Here is a 17,365-nt window from a genome sequence, read left to right on the forward strand (position 1 = left end):
CCACCCGCTGAGCCTCTACGCCGCGAGCAAGAAGGCCAACGAATTGATGGCGCACACCTACAGCCATCTCTACAACCTGCCGGTCACGGGCCTGCGCTTCTTTACCGTCTATGGCCCCTGGGGTCGCCCGGACATGGCGCTGTTCCTGTTCACCCGGAAGATCCTGGCGGGCGAGCCGATCGACGTCTTCAACTACGGCCACCACCGGCGCGACTTCACCTACATCGACGACATCGTCGAGGGCGTGATCCGCACGCTGGACCGCCCGGCACAGCCCAATCCGGACTGGAGTGGCGAGGTGCCGGACTCGGCCAGCAGCGCAGCCCCCTACCGCCTGTACAACATCGGCGCGCACCGCCCGGTGGAGTTGATGCACTACATCGAGGTGCTGGAAGACTGCCTGGGCTGCAAGGCGGAGAAGAACCTTCTGCCGCTGCAGCCGGGGGATGTGCCGGACACCTATGCGGATGTCGAAGCCCTGCGCACCGATACCGGCTACGAGCCGACCACCTCGGTCGAGGAGGGCATCGCACGCTTCGTCGAGTGGTACCTGGGGTATTACCGGGCGGCCGCCTGATGGGTGTCTACCGCAAGACGCTGCAACTGCTCACTCCGGCGGAAAAACGCCGGGGTGCGCTGGTGTTGGGAATGGTGATGGTCATGGCGGTGCTGGAAACCGCCGGGGTCGCCTCGATCATGCCGTTCTTGTCGGTCCTCGGAAACCCGGATCTGGTCAACACCAACCCCGTCCTGAACTATCTCTACACGGGACTGGGCTTCACCTCGGTGGACCAGTTCATCTTTGCCCTGGGTGCGGCGGCCTTTGCGCTGATTCTGTTCTCGGCGGTGTTTCGCACACTCACGCACTATGCGATGAACCGCTTCATCGAGATGCGCCGGCACAGCCTCGGCAAGCGGCTGCTGGAGACCTACCTGCGCCAGCCGTATGCGTTCTTCCTGAATCGCCATAGCGGCGACATGGCGAAGAGCATCCTGTCGGAGGTCGACCAGCTGGTGCTGAACGTCTTCCGCCCCGGGATCACGATGATCGCCTACCTGGTAGTGACCATCGCCATCGTGGCCCTGCTGATCTTCGTCGATCCATGGCTGGCGCTGGGGGTCGCGGTCGTCATTGGTGGCGTGTACGGCACGATCTTCGTGTTTGTGCGCGGCCTGCTCGGGCGCATCGGCCGCGATCGCTCGCGCGCCAACCAGGAACGCTTCACCGCTGCCGGCGAGGCCCTCGGCGGCATCAAGGACATCAAGCTGCTGGGTCGCGAACACGCGTACCTGTCGCGTTTCGATATGCCCTCCAAGCGCCAGGCCCGGCACCAGGCGACCAACCAGACCATCTCCCAGGTCCCCAAATTCCTGATCGAGGCGATCGGCTTCGGCGGGATCATCGGGCTCACCCTGATCCTGCTGCATACCCAGGGGGGCACCGGCACAGACGCGCTGGGCGAGATTCTGCCGATCCTCGGGCTGTACGCCTTTGCCGGCTACCGCCTGCTTCCGGCCGCGCAACACATCTACGCGGGCCTGGCGAAGCTTCGCTTCGGCGCCGCCGCCGTGGAGAGCGTGACCGAAGACCTGCGCGAACGCGAGGCCCTGGCGGAGCTGCATCGACAAGCCCCCCAGCCGCTGGTGCCGCAGCAAACCATCGAACTCAAGGGCATCGACTACACCTACCCGGGCGGCCACCGTCCCGCGCTGCAGTCCATCAACCTGGAGATCCCGGTCGGCAGTTCCGTCGGAATCATCGGTACCACCGGCTCCGGCAAGACCACGCTGGTCGATGTCCTGCTGGGCCTGCTGCGGCCAACCCAGGGCGCCATTCTGGTGGATGGCCAGGCGGTAACGGAAGCCAATCTGCGCGCCTGGCAACAGTCCCTGGGCTACGTCCCCCAGGACATCTTCCTGACCGACTCCACCGTGGCCGAAAACATCGCGCTGGGTATCCCCGCCGGGCAGATCGACCACGAGCGTGTCGAACGCTGCGCGCGCATGGCACAGGTGCACGACTTCATCGTGCAGGACATGCCGGAACAGTACGCCACGATGGTGGGCGAACGCGGCGTGCGTCTGTCCGGAGGCCAGCGCCAGCGCATCGGGATCGCCCGCGCCCTCTACCACGACCCCGACGTCCTGGTGTTCGACGAGGCCACCAGCGCCCTGGACAACGCAACCGAGCGCGCCGTGATGGAGGCGATCGAGTCCCTGTCGCGCAGCAAGACCATCATTCTGATCGCACACCGCCTGAGCACCGTGCGCGCCTGCGATCAGGTCGCCCATCTGGAGCGCGGCTCGTTCGCGTCGGTGGGCCACTTCGATGAACTGGTCGCCCAGCCCGAAGCGGATACGCCCCAGGTCCAGCCTGTTACCGAACCCCCAGCCTCCGGGACCCATGGGTGAACCCGCCGTGTCGACCCAACGCGAGGAAACTGCCGTGACGCACGTCCAATCCCAGCCGCTGCAGATCAAGAACAGCGGGCGCATCGCCCGCACCATCGCGCGCGCAGTCCACCTGCGCCATCTGCAGAAGTCGCGCAAGATTGCCATCCAGTGGCGCGAGAAACTCATCCGCGCGCATGGCGAGTCCGCCGTCACGCGCCCGGTTCTACAGCGGATCAAGCGTTACGCGGCCGACACCTACGGCAGCGACTCCTGGTGGCCATGGCTGGCCGCCTACACCGAGGTGCGTCGCGAGTTCGTCGAGGGCTGGATCGGCGACGACTACTACACCGAACACCTCAACCCGCTCTGGAACCGGCAGGACATCCGCCGCCTGAGCGGCCTCAAGACCATGGATTCGCGCCTGTTCCCGGAGAGTGTGGTGCCACCGGTCTTCGTGCGCGTGGGTGGCCAGTACCTGGATGCCCAGGGGACACCGGAACCACTGGAAACCGCCCTCTCACGACTCAAGACGGGCCAGACCTACGTAATCAAGCCCGACGAGGGGCGCCAGGGCCTCGGCGTGACCTTTACCACCGCCGAACAGGTGTCCGAGGAACTCGGCAGGATCCCGGGAAACTGCATCGTGCAACCCCTGATCGAGCAACACCCGGACATCGCGCGGATCAATGCCAGTTCGGTCAACACCCTGAGGGTACTGACCTTCCTGGATGCGGAGTCCGGGGAATTGCGCATCCTGAACCATTTCCTCCGTCTGGGACGTGAAGGCCAGCGCACCGACAACGTCTCCACCGGGGGATATTTTGTCGGCGTCAATGGCGACGGCTGGCTGGACGGGCACCTGCGCGACCCGGTGTGCGTGAGCATCGGATCGATCCACCCCGATAGCGGGGTGGACGTCAAGGATTGCCGGATCCCCAACTTCGGCGCGGTACGCGAGCTGTGCCTGAACGCCCACCGACGCATCCCCTATCTGCGCTTCATTGGCTGGGACGTCTGCATTCAGGCCAGCGGCGATCCCGTGATCCTCGAATGGAACGCCGAGCAAGTGGCCTGGTCGCGCAACGAGTCCTGCTTTGGCCCGTTGCTGCCCTCGGTCCCGCGCGGCTACCCGCGCTGATCCCGCCACTGCCATCAGGAGAACGACATGCATCCGATCAAACTGCTGTGGACGGGTGGCTGGGATTCCAGCTACCGGCTGCTGGACCTGGCACTGTATCGCTGCCGCCGGGTACAGCCGATCTACGTGCTGGACCCGCGACGGAAATCCTATGTGTACGAGTTGCGGGCCATGGCCGACATTCGCGCGGGCATCGAGGCGCGCGAAGAGGCCCGTGGGCGTGTGGCACCGGTACGGGTCTATCTGCGCAGCGACATCCTCGAAGATCCGGATATCACCGAGCGCTACCACCGCCTGGCGAACGAGGTGCACGTGGGTACCCAGTACGACTGGCTCGCCCGGCTGTGCGAACAGGAAGGCCTGAGGGACCTGGAGCTGTCGCTCACCGGGCACGAGGCCGGCACCGAGTTGCAGGAACGTCTGTTCCGCAATCCGCAGTACGGGGACTTCCGTTTCCGCGAGGACGACTTTGCCTGGGAGCTGTTCCAATACTACCGCTTCCCGTTGCTGTCGGTGACCAAGGAGGCGATGAAGTTCGACGCCGAGGCCAAGGGATTCCTGCCGCTGCTCGAGCAATCCTGGTTCTGTCACTCGCCAATCCTGGGTCGGCCCTGTGGCCACTGCCAGCCCTGCCGTTTCTCGCGCGAATCGCGGCGCACCATCCAGTATTCGCGCCTGGGACTGCTGCTGGAGCTCGCGCGCCGGGCACGTTCCAGCCTGCGCTCGATGCGCACCGCCGACGCCTGAGGCGCGCCGCCATGTCCCTGGCCTTTGGTGCCCTCCTTCCCTGGCTCTCCGGACCACGCGAATATGCCGCGTTGCGCCGTGCCGAATGGCTACCGCTCCCTGCCCTGCAACGCCTGCAGATGGAGCGCCTGGCACACCTGCTGGTACAGGCGCGCACCGATGTGCCGTACTACCGAGAGTTGCTGCCAGAGGCCGACACCATCCACGCCGATCCGGTAGCGACGCTGCTGTCACTCCCCATCCTCGACAAGGGAGCCATCCGCCGCGAGGGCGAACGCCTGTGCTCGCAGCGGCCCCGTCCCGGGCTGCGGCGTAACACTTCGGGGGGATCGACCGGCGAACCCGCCACGTTCTATCAGGACACGCACTACCGGCGCTGGGGCCGGGCCACCAAGGCCCTGTTCGACGGCTGGACCGGCTACCGTCCTGGGCAACCCAAGGCCGTGTTGTGGGCGGCCTCGCGCGATCTGTCCGCACCCCGGGGCACCCGCCGCCTCGCCGAACGCCTGAAGAATCGCACCCTGCTGAACGCCTACCGCATGGACCCGGAGACGATGGATGCGCACCTCGAGCAGCTGCGCGCCGCGCCGCCCAGCCAGTTGCAGATCTACGCGGAGAGTGGCCACGAACTCGCCCGGCATGCCCTGCGCCGAGGGGTCCGAGTGCCGGGTATCGGCAGTGTGCTGAGCTCGGCCGGCACCCTCTTTCCCGACATGCGCGAGACCATCGAGAAGGCCTTCGATGCCCCCGTGTTCAACCGCTACGGCTCGCGCGAGGTGGGTGACATCGCCTGCGAATGCGAGCGCCACCGCGGGCTGCACGTCAACCCGCTGACCCAGTACCTGGAGATCCTCGACGACGACGGCCGTCCGACGCCACCCGGCATCCCCGGACGGGTCGTGGTCACCTCGCTGACGAACTACAGCATGCCCCTGCTGCGCTATGCGATCGGCGACCTGGCCAGTTGGTCCGGCGAGGCCTGCGACTGCGGGCGGGAATGGCCGCTGCTGGAGGGGGTATGGGGACGCGTGACCGACCATATCCGCGGCACCAGCGGTGCCGTGGTATTCGGCGGGTGGCTGCGCCAGTTGCTGTACCCGGAAGACTGGATCGGACAGTACCAGTGGGTCCAGCACGCGGAAGATCATATCCGCCTGCGCCTGATCCCCGTCGATCGTGCCCCCCAGGGCGAGCGAGAACAGCGTCTGCAGGCGCGCCTGGAGCCCGAGATCCGCGAACAACTCGGCGCGGGCACACGCCTGGATATCGATCGCGTGGACGCGATCCCGCCGTCGCCCAGCGGCAAGCACCTGCATGTGATCAGCGAGTTGCAGGAGAACCGACGGTGAAGATCCTGCACGTGATCAACGGGCTCGGCCAGGGCGGCGCAGAACGCCAGCTGGGCAACCTGCTGCGCGCGGCACCGGACGCCGGCGCCGTGTTCGCGCTCAAGGAACCCGGGGTGATGGCCGGCGACATCCGGGCGCAGGGTATCCCGGTCTATACCGGGCGACTGCGCAACCCGCTCTCCACGGGATGGATCGCCGCCCTGCGCCGCGCGCTGGCCGCCTATCAACCCGATGGCGTGATGGGCTGGATGTACCACGGCAACCTGGCGGCCTCGCTGACCCGGCGCCTTGGGTATCAGGGCCCGGTATTCTGGAACGTGCGCCACTCGGTGCATGACCTGGCGCACGAGAAACGCGGGACCCGCTGGGTGATCCGTTCCGGGGCCTGGCTGTCGCGGCATCCGGCCCGGATCGTCTACAACAGCGCCACCGCGGCCGCGCAGCACGAGGCGCTGGGATTCTCCGCGGATCGCCGCGTGGTCCTGCCCAACGGCTTTGATCTCGAGCGCTTCCATCCCGCCCCGGAAGCCGCCCCTGAACTGCGCGCGCAGCTGGGCATCGGTCCGGACACCTGGCTGCTGGGCATGGTGGGGCGTGCCCATCCGATGAAGAACCATGCAGCTCTGGTGGCCGCGATGGCGCGGTTGGTCCAGGCGGGGGCAGACATGCACTGCGTCATGGTGGGTACCGGGGTGTCCGCGGAGGACAATCCGCTGGCCCGAGCCATTCGCGAACACGGGATGGACCGGTATGTGACACTGCTGCCGCCCACCCCCGAACCCGAAGCCCTCTACCCGAGCCTGGATCTACTGGTACTGCCCTCGCGCTGGGGCGAGGGGTTCCCCAATGTAGTCGGCGAGGCCATGGCCTGCGGCATCCCGGCCGTGGTCACGGATATCGGCGATGCCGCCAGCGTGGTGGGGTCGACCGGTTTCGTCGCCGCAAGTCCCGAGCCTCTGGACCTGGCCGACGCCATTACTCGGGCCATCGGCCATGGCCGTGCGAACCTGCGCGGGCTGGGGGGCGAAGCACGCGCGCGCATGGAATCGCATTACGCCCTCGAGGCCGTGTCCGGGCGCTACCAGGCCCTGTTCCAGGATGCCGTGGCGGATGCCGCGCCCGTCTCGCCATGAGCTATACGTTGATCCCGTTCACCCTGATGGAGCTGCTGCTGACGGCCAGCTTCCTGATGGTAGTTCTGGTGGCGGTGCTGTGGACGGGAGTCATGCGCGAAGGCTACCTGTGGCCACTGCTGGCAGCTCTGGTGGCCCGTATCGTGGCGGCGCTGGTACAGCGTTTTCACTTTCCATTGCCCCAGGGTGGTGCGGATGCCATCAGCTTCGAGAACCGGGCCTGGTTCTGGGCCCAGAGCGGCTGCGGCAATCTCGGCGATTACTTCAGCATGGGCAGTTCGTACCTGCACAGCTGGCTGATCGCGAACCTCTACGCCTGTTCCGACCGCGCGCCCCTGGCCTTCCAAGCGGTGAACATCGCCCTGGGAATGCTGACGGTCTATCTGATTGCACGCATCGCCGAGCAGCTCTGGGACCGCCAGGCCGCCGTACGCGCGGCCTGGATCGGCGCCTTGTTCCCGATCCTTATCGTGAACGCGGCCGTGCCACTGCGCGAGGTCTGGTTCACCGCCTTCTTCCTGCTGGGCGTGCTATGGCTGGTGCGCTGGGTTCAGAGTCAACGCACGGGATTCCTGGTGGCTGCCGTCGGGGTGCTGCTGGGTGCGGCGGTCGTGCATGGCGCGGCGGTGTTTGCGATCGCGGGCATCGCGATTGTGCTGGTCAGCTGGTCGATCAAGGAGTTCCTGCGCGCCTCGGATCTGGGCCACATGCGCCCCGGTCTTCTGTTCGGGGGCATCCTGCTCGGCACGGCCGGGGTTCTGGGATTCCTGGTGATGGACGAAATGCGGTTTTCGTCCATCGGGCAGCTGGGCGAGGTCATGGAGCAAACGGAAACGCTCGACCAGCGAGCCGAGCGCAGTGCCCGCGGCGGTGCGGCCTATCCGTCTTTCCTGATCCCGTCCAACGATCTCGAGGCACTGATCCTGACACCGATCCGTACGGGCTACCTGCTGTTCGGCCCCCCGTTGTGGGAGGTACGTTCCCCCGTCCATCTGATCGGCATGCTGGAGGGCCTGTTCTATCTGGCGCTGGTCCTGCTACTGGCGGTGTATCGCCGCCACTGGTGGAAGCGCCAGGACTTCCGCCTGCTGGTGGTTGTGTTCATCGTTCTGGCCATCATCTTCGCCTGGGGTACCAGCAACTTCGGGACCGCCGCACGCCACCGCGCCAAGTTCCTCGGGATTCTGATCGCCCTGGCGGCGGGCCTGGCCGGGCGCCGCCTGTGGCGTTGGGAACGGCTGCGACACCTCGCCAATGGTCGCTCCTCGCCCACAGCCAGCACTACAGACCCACCGGAAACCTCCGGCGCCGGCCTGCCGCAAACGCGGCGCGCCTCGCCCTGACTGGCCGCGCGCAACTCGCGCGCACCCGCCCCTTCGGGGGCTCTCACCCACAAGTACACAGGAGATTTCAAGATGGCGGAATTTGCGGCACCGGACGCCCCGCGTCTGGCCATTATTGGTCTGGGTTATGTCGGCCTGCCCCTGGCAGCCGAGTTCGGTCGTGTCCTGCCCACGCTGGGCTTCGATATCGATACGGGCCGGGTCGAGGAGCTGCGCGGGGGGCATGACCGTACACGCGAGGTCTCGCGCGATGAACTCGCCGCCGCCGAACATCTGGAACTGACCGCGGACCTTGAAAAACTGAGGGACTGCAATGTATTCATCGTGACGGTTCCGACGCCGATCGATGCCCACCGGCGCCCGGACCTGGGCCCGCTGCTGGCCGCTAGCCAAACGGTGGGACGCGTCCTGAAGCCAGGAGACGTGGTGATCTACGAGTCCACCGTCTACCCCGGTGCGACGGAGGAAGACTGCGCCCCGGTGCTGGCTCGCGAATCCGGCCTGGAGCTGAACCGTGATTTCTTCCTCGGCTACAGCCCGGAGCGGGTCAACCCCGGCGACAAGGAGCATCGCATCCCCGATATCGTCAAGGTCACCTCGGGCTCCACCCCCGAGGTCGCAGCATTCGTCAACGCGCTGTACGCCCGCATCATCCGCGCCGGAACCCATCCCGCGCCCAGCATCCGCGTGGCCGAGGCCGCCAAGGTCATCGAGAACACCCAGCGCGACGTGAACATCGCGCTGATCAACGAACTCGCCATGCTGTTCGAACGTCTCGACCTGGATACCGAGGCCGTACTGGCCGCGGCCGGGACCAAGTGGAACTTCCTGCCGTTTCGACCCGGTCTGGTGGGCGGGCACTGTATTGGCGTCGACCCCTACTACCTGACCCACAAGGCGCAGGCCGCCGACTACCACCCGGAGATGATCCTAGCCGGGCGGCGCACCAACGACGGCATGGGCGGGTATATCGCGGATCGCACGATCAAGGCCATGATTCGCAAGGGGTTCCCGGTCGTGGGTTCGCGCATCCTGGTGATGGGACTCACGTTCAAGGAAAACTGCCCGGACCTGCGCAACACGCGCGTGGTGGACATCATTCATGACCTGCACGGCTACAACGCCGAGGTCGACATCTGGGACCCCTGGGTGGATGCCACCGAGGCCCGTCACGAATACGGGCTGGACCTGCTGGCCGAAGCGCCGGAATCGGCGCGCTACGACGCGATCATCCTCGCCGTCCCGCACCGCGAGTTTGTGGAGCTCGGCGCCCAGGGCCTGCAAAAGTTCGGACGCGAGCGCGCAGTGATCTTCGACGTGAAATCCGTGCTCCCGCCAGAGGCGAGTGACTTGCGTCTATAAACGGGCTATCCCTCCTCGACCGACCCGCCTTTTCGGGGTGTCTCGCACACTTTGAGCACCCCGAAACATAGCGATAAATCATTGTCCTGTTTACCTTTTGTACTCATGCACAAGGACTTCCAGGAGGCCCCTCCATCACGCGAATGGAGACAACCCGGGCCTCCCGGGAACAGGAGTAACCGACATGCAGAACACCGGGCATCGCAGGGTCACGACAACCCTGCCAGGGGCTGTCCCCAGCGCGGCACGATCCACCACTGAGAGCAAAGCTCACAGCCGGGGCGGCATCGATCTTCTGATCGTTGCGGCCAACGCCCGCTCCCTGATCGCCAACCGTGGGGACCTGATCCGCGAGATCCGCCGCCACGGTCAATCGGTGGCCGCCGCCGTCCCGCGCAAGGACTACCTGCCCGAGGTCGAGGAACTGGGGATTCCGATCTACCCCTTCGACCTGGGCCGCACCGGCGTCAACCCGATCGAAGATCTGCGGACCACCGTTGCGCTGAAGCAGTTGATGCGCCGCCTGCGGCCGGAGGCCGTGTTCAGCTATACCGTCAAGCCCGTGGTGTACGGTTCCCTGGCCGCACGCTGGGCCGGGGTCCCGCGGGTCTACGCCATGATCACGGGGCTCGGGCATGCCTTTACCACCGAGTCCTGGCGTACCCGCATCCTGCGCACCATCAGTTCGACCCTGTATCGCACAGCCCTGACCCGCTGTGATCGCGTGTTCTTCCAGAACCCCGATGACCTCCAGGATTTCCTTGATCGTGGCGTGCTGCCCAACACCGATCGGGTCGTTCGCATCAACGGGTCCGGGGTCGACGTGGATCGGTTCGCGGAACATCCACTGCCCGATGGCGACCCGCTGTTCCTGTTTGTCGGGCGCCTGCTCACCGAGAAAGGCATCCTCGAGTTCGTGGAGGCCGCGCGCCAGGTCCACGCTCAATATCCCCGCGCCCGCTTCGTAGTGGTCGGCCCCCACAATCCGGACCTGCCCCATACCATTTCGGCCGAACAGGTCGAGGCATGGAAACGCGAAGGCATCGTCGAGTTCGTCGGTGGCGTGGCCGATGTTCGGCCCTGGCTCCAGCAGGCCTCTGCATTCGTCCTGCCCTCCTACCGTGAAGGCACGCCGCGCTCGGTGCTGGAGGCAATGAGCGTGGGCCGCCCGATCATCACCACCGATGCCCCGGGTTGTCGCGAAACCGTCGTCGACGGCGAGAACGGCTTCCTCGTTCCACCCCGGACCTCCGCGCCCCTGGCGGACGCCATGCAGCGGCTCCTCGACCATCCGGAACTGCTGCCCCGCATGGCCCGAGCCTCGCGCGAGCGGGTCGAGGCGAAGTACGAGGTGGGCCAGGTGAACCGCGTGATCCTGCGATCAATGGAGCTTGCATGAACGCCACCCTCAAACGCCTGTTCGACATCCTGTCCAGCATGGCGGCGCTGCTTCTGCTGGCCCCGTTACTATTGCTGATCGCCATTGCGATCCGCCTCGACAGTCCAGGGCCAGTCCTCTTCCGCCAGCAACGCATTGGCCTGGACGGACAGCCGTTCCGGGTCCTCAAGTTCCGCACCATGGTGGACCGCGACCCGGACTCGATCGACCAGCACCAGGAACAGGTGGTCAGCACCGGCGTCGACCCGCGCATTACCCGGGTGGGCCGCTGGCTGCGGAGCACCAGCCTCGACGAACTGCCACAGCTGTGGAACATCCTGCGGGGCGACATGAGCGTGGTGGGCCCCCGACCGATCCTGCCGGAACAGGTGGAGGTTGTCCCTCCCTCCTTCGCCTCCCGGTTTTCCGTGCGTCCCGGCCTGACGGGTTTGGCCCAGGTCCGCGGTCGCCGCACCCTGGGCTGGGTTCAGCAACTCGAAGCCGACACCGAATATGCCGCGCAGCACAACCTGCTATATGACCTGGGGCTGATCCTGCGGACGGTGTACGTCGTACTGACCGGCCAGGGGATCTACGGGGAAGCCGGCATCAACTGGCGCACCTACCGCGATTCGTTGCGGAACCGACAGCAAGGGGATGCGGAATGACTTCGACCCTGAAACACATGTTCATCACGGCCTCCGCCGACGTCGCTCGGCAGGCCGAGGCAGCGGGAATCGCGCGTATCTTCGTCGACATGGAGACCCGGGGAAAGGCCGAACGCCAGGGGCATCTGGATACCCACAAGGCGCGGCACACGCTTGATGATGTCCAACGCATCGCCAGTGCGCTCACGAACACGGAGCTGATGGTGCGCATCAATCCCCCGGCACCACAAACGCCCTCGGAGGTACGACAGGCGATCGAGGCCGGTGCCAACCGATTGATGCTGCCGATGTTCACCCACATCGAGGAGGTGCAGCACTTTCTCGACGCCGTGGGCAGACAGGTGCCGGTCACCCTGCTGGTCGAAACACCACAGGCCCTGATCCGGCTGCCGTCCTACCTGCCCCTGCTCGGACCGCAGGACCAGATTCATATCGGCTTGAATGATCTGAGCCTGGCATCTGGGCTCGATTTCCTGTTCGAACCGCTGGCCGGCGGCCTGCTGGAAGCGCCGGCTGACCTGTGCCGCGAGGCGGGCGTCGCTTTCGGGTTTGGGGGCGTCGGCGCGGTGGGCAAGGGCGAGGTTCCCGCAGAGTCCATCCTGGGCGAGCATGTCCGCCTTGGGTCCGAATGGGTGATCCTTTCGCGCGCCTTCCGCGAGGTCGTCAGTCAGGAAGACCCGGCGACCGGGACAGCACGCCTGCGCCGCGAGCTGGAGCGACTGCAGGCCGCGGAACAGCAGTTTCGCACAGCTCCCCCGGAAGCCCTGCTGGAGAACCGCGACCAGGTCCGCAGCCGCATCTTCCGGCTGGCGGCCCGCATGCACAACCGGAGCCGTGCATGCGCCTGAACCATACCCTGTTCCTGCAGAAACCGGAGGTTCTGGAGAAGCAGCAGGATACGATCGAAGCCCGCCTGCAGCAGGCGTTGCCCAACACCAAACTGACCTTCGCCGGTCAGCCCGAGGCGATCCCCGAAGGGCTCGCGGTCGACGCGGTGATTGCCCCCACCCTGCCCTGGCTTCCCGATGCCCTCCGTCGCCTGTCGCACTATGACTGGGTGCACTTCTTGTCCGCCGGGGTAGAAAAAATCTGGGACATGCCATTCCCCAAGGATGGCGTATTGATGACCAAGAGCAGTGGCGTCCACGGCGCCCCGATGAGCGAGTATGCGATCGGCGCCATGCTCTATTTCGCCAAGCACTTCGACCGCTTCAACGCGCAAAGCCGCGACAAGCGCTGGGAGCGCTGCTGGCTCGGGGAGCTGACCGGGCGCACCGCCATGGTGCTCGGCATGGGGCATATCGGCACCGAGGTGGCGCGCCGGGCCCGGGCGTTCGACATGCGCGTGATCGGGGTCCAGCGCAACCCGCGGCCGCATGACTGTGCCGACGAGGTCATCGCCCTCGATGCCGTAGAGGACCGCCTGCCGGAGGTGGACGACCTGATCGTATGCCTGCCGCTCACGCCGGACACACGACACCGGGTCGGCGAAGCCCAGTTCCAGCTCCTTGAACCGGGTGCCGTGCTGGTGGACATCTCGCGCGGCGGGGTCGTGGATCAGCAGGCGCTGACTCGCGCACTGGATACCGGCCGGCTACGCGGCGCGGCGGTGGACGTCTTCGAAGAGCAACCCCTGCCCGTGGAATCGCCCCTGTGGAACCGGGAGAACGTACTCGTCACACCCCATGTCTCGGGCACCTCGCCGCACTACATGGAGCGGGCACTGGAGATCTTCATCCACAACGCCCGTGCGATGGAGCGGGGCCAGTCACCGATCACACCGGTCGATCCGGTCGCCGGCTACTAGGGAGACGCTGGAGTCTTACCCCCCCTTCCCCCACAATGCGCGGCATCAAGGGGACCTTCCTTGATCCGCGTCACTGTGACGGGCCACCAAACGGGTGTGATGGGGAGTGCTTTACGTGATCGAGACCATCGGATTGCTGGCCGCCTTCTCGCTGGTGGTGATGATCACGGGCTGGATTCGCGGCTACGCCGTTGGTCGGCAGTTGGTCGACATCCCGGGCGCGCGCAGTTCGCACCACACACCCACGCCACGCGGCGCCGGCCTGGCGCTGGTGCTGGTATTCCTCGTCGGCACCCTGCTCTCCACCTGGCTCGAATGGGTCGACCCGTACACCGCTGTCGCACTCATTGGCGCGGCGGGTGCCGTGGCCCTGGTAGGCTGGCTGGATGATCACGGTCACCTGGCCGCCCGCTGGCGATTGCTGGTTCACTTTCTGGCGGCCGCCTGGGGCCTCGCCTGGATGGGTGGCCTGCCCCCGGTGGCCATCATGGGTTTCCAGATCGACGCCGGGTGGGTCGGCCATCTCCTCGCGCTGTTCTACGTGGTCTGGCTGCTGAACCTCTACAACTTCATGGACGGGATCGACGGTCTGGCCGGCATTCAGGCGGTTACGACCTGCCTGGCCATGGCCGGTCTGCTCTTCTGGTGGGGTGATGCCCATGCGTGGTGGCTACCGGCCCTGCTCTCTGCGGCGAGCGCGGGATTCCTCGTCTGGAATTTTCCACGGGCGCGGATCTTCATGGGCGATGTCGGGAGCGGCACGCTCGGGCTTCTGCTGGGGTTGCTGTCTCTGCACGCGGCCGGACTGGACACCAATTTCCTGGCCGCCTGGCTGATCCTGCTGGGCGTCTTCATCATCGACGCCACCACAACACTGGCAGTGCGGCTGTTTCGGGGGATGCGGGTCTACGAGGCGCACCGCAGCCATGCCTACCAGCACGCCGCCCAACGGTTCGGGTCACACATCCCGGTGGCGGTGGGTGTCGCCGTGATCAACCTTCTGTGGTTACTCCCTATCGCAATTTTGGTCGTCGCTAACCAGTTGCCAGGTGCGGCCGGTATCCTGATCGGCTACCTGCCGCTACTTCTGCTGGCGATCACCCTCCGCGCAGGACGCGACTGATCCGGGTCTCGCCAGGACCCGGATCACCAAGCACCCCTAGCGTGGTGAAACAGGATCGGCCACCCGGGCATAGGCCACTGCTGCGGGGCGTACCCTCGGGGCAGGCACCGGACGGGGAGAAGCAGTCGTCACCGGCCCGCTGTGCTCGGTCCCTTCCTTCCGGCCCGGTTCGTAGCCATCGACGAGCTTGCGCAACACCTCGAACGCTATCTGGGCATTGCGTTCCCGGTCGGCCTTTTCCAGCGTAAGCAGGGCCTGCGCGAGAAGCTCGGATGCAACACAGGACTCGCGGGCTCGCATGATCTTGGTATGGGGGGTTGCCTCCACGTTGTCCCCGATCAACAGCTCTTCGTAGAGCTTCTCGCCCGGGCGCAGTCCGGTACATGTAATGGCGATTCCTTCTCCGTCTGGGGAATCGTCCTCGCGGACCTGGTATCCGTGCAGGCGGATCATGCGTCGGGCCAGGTCGATGATGCGCACGGGCTCGCCCATGTCGAGCACGTAAACCTCGCCACCCTGCGCCATCGCCCCGGCCTGAATGACCAGCTCCGCGGCCTCCGGAATCGACATGAAGTAGCGAGTAATCTCGGGATGAGTCACCGTGACCGGCCCGCCTTCACGAATCTGGCGGTGGAACAGCGGCACGACGGACCCGGACGACCCCAGGACATTGCCGAAACGCACCATGCTGAATACGGTTGCGTCCTGGCGGCGCGCCCGATCCTGCAGGACCATCTCGGCCAGACGCTTGCTCGCGCCCATCACATTGGTGGGCCGTACGGCCTTGTCCGTACTCACCAGGATAAAGCGCTCCACACCGGCTGCGATCGCCGCATCGGCGACCACGGCGGTACCCAGGGTATTGTTGCGCAGGCCTTCCAGCAGATTGCCTTCAACCAGCGGCACGTGCTTGTAGGCCGCCGCGTGATAAAGCGTCTGCACGCCATACTGGTGCAACACCTCTTCCACACGCGCCTGATTGGCGACCGAACCCAGTACGGCGTGTACCTCCACCCCTGCCTGCATGGACGACCGACGCTGTGTGATCTCCTGTTCGATCCGGTAGAGCGCAAACTCGTTACGCTCGAACAGCACCAGGGCGGCTGGTTCGAGACTGAGGATGCGGCGGCACAGCTCCGAACCGATGGAGCCCCCGGCCCCTGTCACCATGACCACCCGCCCGCGAATGCTCCGCGCCAGCAGGGCCTCGTTGGGCGGCACGGGATCACGACCGAGCAGGTCGGCGACATCCAGATCCTCCAGCTGATCCAGTGGCGCCTGGCCCGAAACAACCGCTTCCAGTGAGGGCACCGACTGCACATGCAGCGGATACGGCTCCAGCCATTCGAGGATCCGCCGCCGGTCGGTCCGGCTCGCGGACGGAACCGCCAGCAGCACTCGGCGTACCCCACACTGTTCCACCAGGATGCCCAGGGCCTCGGTGCCGCAAACCGGGATGTCGTCAATCGAGCGGCCCTGCACCGCCGGGTCTTCGTCGATGAACGCCATCACACGGAACCGGCCACTGGACTGCAGGCCGGAGGCCAGTTGAACCCCTGCCTCACCGGCGCCGAAGATGACCACGCGCTCGCTACCGGTACGTGCGTCGGACACGGCCTGGTACCAACTCCGCACCAGGAAGCGACCCGCCGCGACCAGGGCAAAGGCCAGCAGCGCAAAATTCACCGCGACCGCCCCGAAGAATCCAGGCGTCTGCGTCAGTTCGGCCGACGCCCAGATCATCAGCGCCAGAGCGGAGACACCGATGATCACCGCGCGAACGGCCCGGGCCCCCATGAAGCGCACAACCGTTCGGTAAAGACCGAGCCGCGCAAACACCAGAACGCCGACCGCCGGAACCAGCGCAAACAGCCACCAGGCTTCGACCATCATGGGCGGCATCGGCTGCCCCGTACGAATCACGAAGGCGAGCCACAGTGCCAGCGGCAGCATTGCGAGATCCGCCAGCACCATCAATCCCTGCTTTTTGCCGCGCGGCAATCGCAGCAAGTTCTCCAGACTACGATCCAGTACCGCCATCGTTCATGCCTCCCACAGTGTCAGCAACCGGTCGCGGGGACACTCGCCGAGCCTGTCGGCTCCTCGTACGCCGCGAACGAGTGGGGAGGCTAGCACCTCAATGGCAGGCTAATTGGGGGGGAAATCACGCTGTCAGACGAACGACTGAGGGCACCATCACGCTGTCGCTGAATCACTGCGAAATCAACGAAAAAGGTTGACCGAATACCGCCCGAGACACCCGGCATTCGCGCGCAGGGCAGCCCCGCCAGAGGACGGCTGGGCCAAGCAGGCGAGGCCGCCACAGGCAAGCCCGGAATCCGGAGCAGATGCAGAAGATCAGATCAGGAGATGGTGGGCCGTGTAGGAATCGAACCTACAACCAATGGATTAAGAGTCCACTGCTCTACCAATTGAGCTAACGGCCCCCGGGAAATAGGGGATGGGGTGACCGATGGGACTCGAACCCACGACAACCGGAGTCACAATCCGGGACTCTACCAACTGAGCTACGGTCACCACCGTGTCACTGTCCAGACAACTGCCACAGGGCGGCTCTGGCGCGCCCGGCAGGACTCGAACCTGCAACCGTCGGCTTAGAAGGCCGATGCTCTATCCGGTTGAGCTACGAGCGCGTTACCGCCGAACGTCGAGGCTCCACGCCTGATCTCGAGCCTGCCTGCTGGCCATTGACCGGGATAGGTGGTCGGGGTAGAGGGATTCGAACCCCCGACATCCTGCTCCCAAAGCAGGCGCGCTACCAGACTGCGCTATACCCCGTCGAGCCGTCCCCGCAAAAGGGCCTACACAGCGAGCGCAGGATGGTAGCGCTGCCACCGCCGGCGGTCAAGGCAGGAAACACTATTAACATTGTTCTTTCATGCACGTTTCCGTGCTACCGTGG

General features: G+C 65.7%; 14 protein-coding genes and 4 tRNA genes. 13 read left to right on the forward strand and 5 right to left on the reverse strand.

Going from position 1 to position 17,365, the window contains the following annotated elements:
* From C935_RS0100005 to C935_RS0100065, 13 genes are all read left to right on the forward strand, one after another.
* On the forward strand, positions 1–577 hold a 577-nt coding region (locus C935_RS0100005; RefSeq protein WP_018860473.1), incomplete at its 5' end, for an NAD-dependent epimerase/dehydratase family protein.
* Entirely contained in the window at positions 577–2,412 is a 1,836-nt protein-coding gene (locus C935_RS0100010) for an ABC transporter ATP-binding protein (protein WP_018860474.1), read from the forward strand. The genes C935_RS0100005 and C935_RS0100010, both read left to right, overlap by 1 nt.
* Before the next feature lie 34 nt (positions 2,413–2,446).
* Entirely contained in the window at positions 2,447–3,532 is a 1,086-nt protein-coding gene (locus C935_RS0100015; protein WP_026278550.1) for a sugar-transfer associated ATP-grasp domain-containing protein, read from the forward strand.
* A 27-nt stretch (positions 3,533–3,559) separates the two neighbouring features.
* Positions 3,560–4,279: a hypothetical protein gene (locus C935_RS0100020; protein WP_018860476.1), complete on the forward strand. Its 720-nt coding sequence runs from the start codon at positions 3,560–3,562 to the stop codon at positions 4,277–4,279.
* Positions 4,280–4,290: 11 nt separating this feature from the next.
* Complete coding sequence (locus C935_RS0100025; RefSeq protein ID WP_018860477.1) at positions 4,291–5,628, forward strand: phenylacetate--CoA ligase family protein; 1,338 nt, start codon at positions 4,291–4,293, stop codon at positions 5,626–5,628.
* Positions 5,625–6,761, forward strand: coding sequence for a glycosyltransferase (locus C935_RS0100030; RefSeq protein ID WP_018860478.1), 1,137 nt, complete (start codon positions 5,625–5,627; stop codon positions 6,759–6,761). Before C935_RS0100025 ends, C935_RS0100030 begins: the two co-directional genes overlap by 4 nt.
* A complete protein-coding gene (locus C935_RS0100035) occupies positions 6,758–8,104 on the forward strand; it encodes a glycosyltransferase family 39 protein (protein WP_018860479.1) in 1,347 nt (448 codons plus the stop codon). Before C935_RS0100030 ends, C935_RS0100035 begins: the two co-directional genes overlap by 4 nt.
* A gap of 72 nt (positions 8,105–8,176) precedes the next feature.
* Positions 8,177–9,466 (forward strand): Vi polysaccharide biosynthesis UDP-N-acetylglucosamine C-6 dehydrogenase TviB, encoded by a 1,290-nt coding sequence (gene tviB, locus C935_RS0100040; protein ID WP_018860480.1) that lies wholly within the window; start codon positions 8,177–8,179, stop codon positions 9,464–9,466.
* A 184-nt stretch (positions 9,467–9,650) separates the two neighbouring features.
* Positions 9,651–10,865: a glycosyltransferase family 4 protein gene (locus tag C935_RS0100045; protein WP_018860481.1), complete on the forward strand. Its 1,215-nt coding sequence runs from the start codon at positions 9,651–9,653 to the stop codon at positions 10,863–10,865.
* Positions 10,862–11,512, forward strand: a complete 651-nt coding sequence (locus tag C935_RS0100050; RefSeq protein ID WP_018860482.1) for a sugar transferase — start codon at positions 10,862–10,864, stop codon at positions 11,510–11,512. The genes C935_RS0100045 and C935_RS0100050 overlap by 4 nt, the downstream gene beginning before the upstream one ends.
* Positions 11,509–12,360, forward strand: a complete 852-nt coding sequence (locus C935_RS0100055) for an aldolase/citrate lyase family protein (protein ID WP_018860483.1) — start codon at positions 11,509–11,511, stop codon at positions 12,358–12,360. The genes C935_RS0100050 and C935_RS0100055 overlap by 4 nt, the downstream gene beginning before the upstream one ends.
* The gene (locus C935_RS0100060) at positions 12,351–13,319 is read left to right on the forward strand and encodes a D-2-hydroxyacid dehydrogenase (RefSeq protein ID WP_018860484.1); all 969 of its coding nucleotides are present in this window, start codon (positions 12,351–12,353) and stop codon (positions 13,317–13,319) included. The genes C935_RS0100055 and C935_RS0100060 overlap by 10 nt, the downstream gene beginning before the upstream one ends.
* A gap of 106 nt (positions 13,320–13,425) precedes the next feature.
* Positions 13,426–14,442 carry a glycosyltransferase family 4 protein gene (locus C935_RS0100065; RefSeq protein WP_026278551.1) on the forward strand — a complete coding sequence of 339 codons (1,017 nt, stop codon included), beginning with the start codon at positions 13,426–13,428 and terminating at the stop codon, positions 14,440–14,442.
* 36 nt (positions 14,443–14,478) lie between these two features.
* Here the strand turns inward: C935_RS0100065 and C935_RS0100070 are convergent, their stop codons facing one another.
* The 5 genes from C935_RS0100070 to C935_RS0100090 all read right to left on the reverse strand — a co-directional run bounded on the left by C935_RS0100070 (position 14,479) and on the right by C935_RS0100090 (position 17,241).
* Positions 14,479–16,482, reverse strand: coding sequence for a nucleoside-diphosphate sugar epimerase/dehydratase (locus C935_RS0100070; RefSeq protein WP_018860486.1), 2,004 nt, complete (start codon positions 16,480–16,482; stop codon positions 14,479–14,481).
* Between the two features lie 331 nt (positions 16,483–16,813).
* Positions 16,814–16,889: transfer RNA gene (locus C935_RS0100075), tRNA-Lys, on the reverse strand.
* Positions 16,890–16,904: 15 nt separating this feature from the next.
* Positions 16,905–16,980: transfer RNA gene (locus C935_RS0100080), tRNA-His, on the reverse strand.
* 39 nt (positions 16,981–17,019) lie between these two features.
* Positions 17,020–17,096, reverse strand: a tRNA-Arg gene (locus tag C935_RS0100085).
* Positions 17,097–17,164: 68 nt separating this feature from the next.
* A tRNA-Pro gene (locus C935_RS0100090) sits at positions 17,165–17,241 on the reverse strand.
* Positions 17,242–17,365 lie beyond the last annotated feature (124 nt).

It is taken from the genome of Thioalkalivibrio sp. ALJ3 (assembly GCF_000377205.1).
Classification (GTDB): domain Bacteria; phylum Pseudomonadota; class Gammaproteobacteria; order Ectothiorhodospirales; family Ectothiorhodospiraceae; genus Thioalkalivibrio.